Origin of the sequence: Aeromonas sp. HMWF014, assembly GCF_963878295.1 — a bacterium.
In the GTDB taxonomy this organism is placed as follows: domain Bacteria; phylum Pseudomonadota; class Gammaproteobacteria; order Enterobacterales; family Aeromonadaceae; genus Aeromonas; species Aeromonas popoffii.
Genome location: NZ_CAWNYS010000379.1, coordinates 2,291 through 7,355, shown reverse-complemented (window position 1 = coordinate 7,355; position 5,065 = coordinate 2,291). Strand labels below are relative to the sequence as shown.

General features: G+C 60.5%; 6 protein-coding genes and 1 pseudogene. 4 read left to right on the top strand and 3 right to left on the bottom strand.

What is annotated here, in order from left to right; translation table 11 throughout:
- On the top strand, positions 1-532 hold a 532-nt coding region (locus AAC083_RS23205; RefSeq protein WP_258224716.1), incomplete at its 5' end, for a 3-deoxy-7-phosphoheptulonate synthase.
- A 125-nt stretch (positions 533-657) separates the two neighbouring features.
- Here the strand turns inward: AAC083_RS23205 and AAC083_RS15535 are convergent.
- The 3 genes and pseudogenes from AAC083_RS15535 to AAC083_RS23200 form a co-directional block, all read right to left on the bottom strand.
- Complete coding sequence (locus AAC083_RS15535) at positions 658-1,452, bottom strand: ATP-binding cassette domain-containing protein (RefSeq protein ID WP_181364773.1); 795 nt, start codon at positions 1,450-1,452, stop codon at positions 658-660.
- The gene (gene btuC / locus AAC083_RS15530) at positions 1,439-2,446 is read right to left on the bottom strand and encodes a vitamin B12 ABC transporter permease BtuC (RefSeq protein WP_108537061.1); all 1,008 of its coding nucleotides are present in this window, start codon (positions 2,444-2,446) and stop codon (positions 1,439-1,441) included. Before btuC ends, AAC083_RS15535 begins: the two co-directional genes overlap by 14 nt.
- Before the next feature lie 103 nt (positions 2,447-2,549).
- Positions 2,550-2,666, bottom strand: a pseudogene (locus tag AAC083_RS23200) (ABC transporter substrate-binding protein); the annotation flags it as partial.
- 179 nt (positions 2,667-2,845) lie between these two features.
- Between AAC083_RS23200 and AAC083_RS15520 the strand changes: the two are divergent.
- From AAC083_RS15520 to AAC083_RS23195, 3 genes are all read left to right on the top strand, one after another.
- Positions 2,846-3,202: a DMT family protein gene (locus AAC083_RS15520; RefSeq protein ID WP_042035532.1), complete on the top strand. Its 357-nt coding sequence runs from the start codon at positions 2,846-2,848 to the stop codon at positions 3,200-3,202.
- 58 nt (positions 3,203-3,260) lie between these two features.
- Positions 3,261-4,400 carry a type IVa pilus ATPase TapW gene (gene tapW / locus AAC083_RS15515; protein ID WP_042035531.1) on the top strand — a complete coding sequence of 380 codons (1,140 nt, stop codon included), beginning with the start codon at positions 3,261-3,263 and terminating at the stop codon, positions 4,398-4,400.
- Between the two features lie 265 nt (positions 4,401-4,665).
- A partial coding sequence (locus AAC083_RS23195; RefSeq protein WP_258224715.1) for a sugar phosphate nucleotidyltransferase occupies positions 4,666-5,065 on the top strand: 400 nt, incomplete at its 3' end.

Sequence of the window (5,065 nt, the reverse complement as noted above, 5' to 3'; positions counted from 1 at the left end):
CTCCTGCCCGGTCGGCTTCAAGAACGGCACAGATGGCAACACCCGCATCGCCATCGATGCGGTACGTGCCGCCCGCCACAGCCACATCTTCTATTCCCCGGACAAGGACGGCAAGATGACCATCTACCGCACAGCCGGCAACCCCTTTGGCCATGTGATCTTGCGTGGCGGCCACAGGCCCAACTACGACACCGCCAGCGTCGACGAAGCGTGTGAAGCGCTGGCCGACGTGGGCATGCCCGAGCGCCTGGTGGTCGATTTCAGCCACGGCAACAGCATGAAGGATCACCGCCGTCAGCTATTGGTGGCCCAAGACATCTGCGATCAGCTGCGCCGTGGCCGCACCGGCATCGCCGGCATCATGGCAGAGAGCTTCCTGGTGGAAGGACGTCAGGATGTGGAGAACGGCTGCGCCGCCACCTTTGGTCAGAGCATCACGGATGCCTGCCTGTCGTGGAGCGACACCGAAACCCTGCTGGCCATGCTGGCTGAAGCGGCGCAGGTGCGGTTGGATAAAACCAGACAGGGTTAAAGTAAGCTGCATCTTATCTGGATAAACAATGAGAGGGAGGGTGAGCCGCGCAAGCCGCGACCCACCCTGCATCCGTTTTGCCTGACACGCATTGGGCTTCGCTTAGCCCCATGCCAACGCGCCTCTCACAAGCTGGGCATAAACCAGACCCGACCGGCCGCCTCGACGCGGTCTGTCTTTATCTGAAACACCCGCTCCAGCAACGCCTCGTCGATAAGCTCTGCCCCCCCCTCGCTCACCACTCGCCCCTGTTGCAGACAGAGGATCCGATCCGCCCAGTCGATGGCCAGATTGATATCGTGGATGGCGAGCACCACCAGCAAGCCCTGACGGGCCAGCGTCTTTAGCAGCCGCAACAGCGCCAGCTGATGGTGCAGATCGAGCCCCGCCAGCGGCTCGTCCAACAGCAGCACCCTGCCGGTCGGGTTGAGGCTCGGCCACAGCTGCAACAAGGTACGGGCAATCAGCACCCGCTGCTGCTCGCCTCCCGACAGTCGGCTGAAGTCCCGGGCCAGCAAGCTTTCAAGCTCCAGCGCCTCGCACAACGCCCTGATCGCCTCGTTTTGTCTGGCAGGCGCAACCCCCTGATCGAGCCCCAAACTCAGCACCTGAAACACCGGAATATGGAACAGTTGAGGCTGACGCTGGGGTAGCATGGCGCGCCGTTTGGCAAGCTCGGGCCAGCTCAGATCAGTGAGCACTTCCCCCCCCAGCAGCACTGTGCCTTCGGCGGGCAAGATCCCCGCCAACGCGCCGAGCAGGGTCGACTTGCCACTGCCATTGGGACCGAGCAGCGCCACCAGCTGGCCGCCATGCCAACGCAGATCGAGGGGAGAGAGCCGTCCGGCAATGGCGAGCGCGCGCGCCTCCAGCAGCGGCGCAGCAGCACGATCAACAGAGATGGGATCAGCGGGCGACATCGGCATCTTGCCTCAATAGCAGGTAGATAAAGAGTGGCGCCCCCACCGAGGCAGTGATGACGCCGATGGGTAACTCACCTGCGCTCAAGGCCGAGCGCGCTACCAGATCGGCCCCCAGCAGCAGGGCTCCGCCCCCCAGCGCCGAGGCGGGCAACAGGAAGCGCTGGTCGCTACCGCCGCACAGCCGCAGCAGATGGGGCACCACCAGCCCGACGAAGCCGATGACACCGCACAAGGATACCGCAAGACCGGTGAGCAGACAGACCGCCAACACCAGCCGCACCCGCATCCTGTTCACGTCCAGCCCCATCAGACGGGCCTGGGTCTCCCCCAGCAGCAGTTGCTGCAAGGCCTTGCCCTGCCAGCAGATCCAACCCAGGGTGAGCGGCAGCACCAGCCACCACCAGGCGATCTGCTGGCTGCCGTAGGCGAGGCTGCCCATCATCCAGAACATGTACTCGCGCAGGGAGCCATCGTCGGCAAAGTACATCAGCCAGGTCATGGCAGCATTGGTGAGAATGCCGATGGCGACGCCAAACAGCAGCAAGCGGGCATGGCCGAGACGGGCGCGGCGCGCCAGCCGAATGAGCAACATGGTCACCAGCAGCGCGCCACCGAAGGCCGCCAGCGACAGCCCCCAGCCCGGCAGATAGACGCCGAGGGATTTGGCCACCGCCATCGCCACCATGGCAGCCAATCCCGCCCCGCTCGAGACACCGAGCAGACCGGGTTCTGCCACCGGGTTGTGCAGCATCACCTGCAGCACGGCGCCGCCACAGGCAAGCGCGGCCCCCGCCAGCAGGGCCAGCAAGGCGCGTGGCAACCGCAGCTCCAGCAGGATGCGCTGTTCGAGCTCCCCCATGGGTTGCCAGGGCAGCAGCACGAACTCGCCCCAGGCGAGGGAGAAGAGAAACAGCGTGAGGGTCAACAGCACCAGGCCGAGCAACCAGCGCCGCTGCCAGCGTCGCTGGCGGGCGAGCAGAGAGAGATACACAGAGGATCCCCGAACGTGAACAAGGCCCGGCGCCGATGCTGGATTGACCAGCCCGGCACACAAGGATGAAAAACGCATGATAACAGCGTGTTACCACCCGAGGTCAAGGCTGGTAAGCCTTGGCCAGGGCCTGGATTTCGCCGCTGGCCACCAGTGCCTGCAGCGCCAGCACCAACGGCTGTCTGAGCGCCTGATGGGGTGAGTGCTTGCTCATGCCCATGCACCAGGCAAACAGCAGACCAAGCACACCAAGCACACCAAGCACACCCCAGTTTGTCTTGCCCATCCTGTGAACCCTAGTGTTACCCCATCCTTGATGGATTAAAAAAAAACCTGCGGCCCCACTTATAGAAACCCGCGACTCAGAGATAAAATGCGATTGATTTTAAAGGAGATCCAATGAACCCTATCATTACCAGTATCGGTCTGCTGCTATGCAGCAACGTCTTCATGACCTTCGCCTGGTACGCCCACCTCAAGAGCATGAACCACAAACCCTGGATCATCGCCGCCCTGGTGAGCTGGGGTATCGCCCTGTTCGAATACCTGTTGCAGGTGCCCGCCAACCGCATCGGCCATACGGTGATGAGCGTGGGCCAGCTCAAGATATTGCAGGAGGTGATCACCCTCACCGTGTTCGTCCCCTTCTCTATCTTCTATCTCAAGGAAGACCTGAAATGGGACTACCTCTGGGCAGGGCTCTGCATCATGGGCGCAGTGTTTTTTGTGTTTCGCGAGAAACTGACCGGCGCCTGAGGCTGTACACTCAATCACATCCCCCATCACGACATCTCCTTGATAGACGAGGCAAAAAATGGAATTGCGAGACATGTTACAGATCCTGGCCCAACAGGACGGCTCCGACCTCTATCTGTCAACCGGCGCTCCCCCCTGCGCCAAGTTCAATGGCGGATTACGTCCCCTTCTGGAGACGCCACTCGAGCCGGGCGAGGTAGCAAACATTGCCGCCGCGATCATGGATGGCGAGCAGAAACTGCAATTCGAGAAGGAGCTGGAGATGAACCTCGCCATCTCCCTGCCGCAGATCGGCCGTTTCAGGATCAACATCTTCAAGCAGCGCAACGAAGTCTCTCTGGTGGCCCGCAACATCAAAACCGAGATCCCGCGCTTTGAAGATCTCAAGCTCCCCCCGGTACTGCTCGACACCATCATGGAGAAACGCGGCCTGGTGCTGTTTGTGGGCGGAACCGGCTCGGGCAAGTCGACATCACTTGCCGCGCTTATCGACCATCGCAACCGCAACAGCGGCGGTCACATCATCACCATCGAGGATCCGGTGGAGTTCGTTCACCGCCACCGCAAGAGCATCATCAACCAGCGGGAGGTGGGGGTAGATACCCGCAGCTTCCACGCCGCGCTCAAGAATACCCTGCGCCAGGCACCAGACGTGATCCTTATCGGTGAAATCCGCGACCGCGAAACCATGGAGCATGCACTGGCCTTCTCCGAAACCGGCCACCTTGCCATCTCCACCCTGCACGCCAACAATGCCAACCAGGCGCTGGACCGCATCATCAACTTCTTCCCGGAAGAGCGCCGCCCGCAGCTGCTCAACGATCTGGGCAACAACCTCAAGGCGTTTGTCTCCCAGCGGCTGGTCAAAACCACGGACGGCGGCCGCCGGGCGGCGGTGGAGATCATGCTCGGCACCCATACCATCCGCGACATGATCAAGCGCGGTGAATTTGGCGGTCTCAAGGAGGTGATGGAGAAATCCAAGGCCCTCGGCATGGTCACCTTCGACAGCGCCCTGTTCGATCTGGTGGTCGAAGGGGTGATAGAAGAGGAAGAGGCGGTGAAAAACGCCGACTCGGCCAACAACCTGCGCCTCAAGATCAAGCTGTGGAAGGATAAGGGCCAGATAGCCAGCAGCAGTGATGCAACAGGTTGGAGTCTGGAGCCCACCAAGGATGAGAAAGACGATCTCTTCTAGTGCAAGTCCCCCCCGTTAAACAGACACCCGCTTCGGCGGGTGTTTGTTTAAAAAACGCTGTTTATTCAAAGTAATCACCCCCTTTCAGCCCGCTGACAACCTGACATCTGGTGAACTATCGCGCTGCCTGCGACAAATTCTGCCACCTAAAATGACAAAATCATCACTTGGTCGAAAAACCGTATGAGAAGTGTGAGTGAAAGCACTTTCAAACAAGCTCCAAAGGAGGCACTATCGAAGGGATGTATCAATAAAGGGGGATTCAATGTTGTTACAACCTGCCAATACAGCAAAATCCAGACAATTGCTGAACGAGACCATGGCTTTGGTTCTCGCAGGAGGGCGGGGCAGTCGCCTCAAGCAGTTAACGGACAACAGGGCGAAACCGGCAGTGCATTTCGGCGGCAAGTTCCGCATCATCGACTTCGTACTTTCCAATTGCATCAACTCGGGGATCCGCCGGGTCGGCGTAGTCACCCAGTACAAGTCCCACAGCCTGCTGCGCCACCTGCAATCGGGCTGGTCATTCCTGCGCTACCAGATGAACGAGTTCATCGACCTGCTGCCAGCCCAGCAACGGGTGGACGAGGTCAACTGGTATCGCGGCACCGCTGATGCCGTCTATCAGAATCTGGATATCATTCGCGATCACGGCCCCAAATATG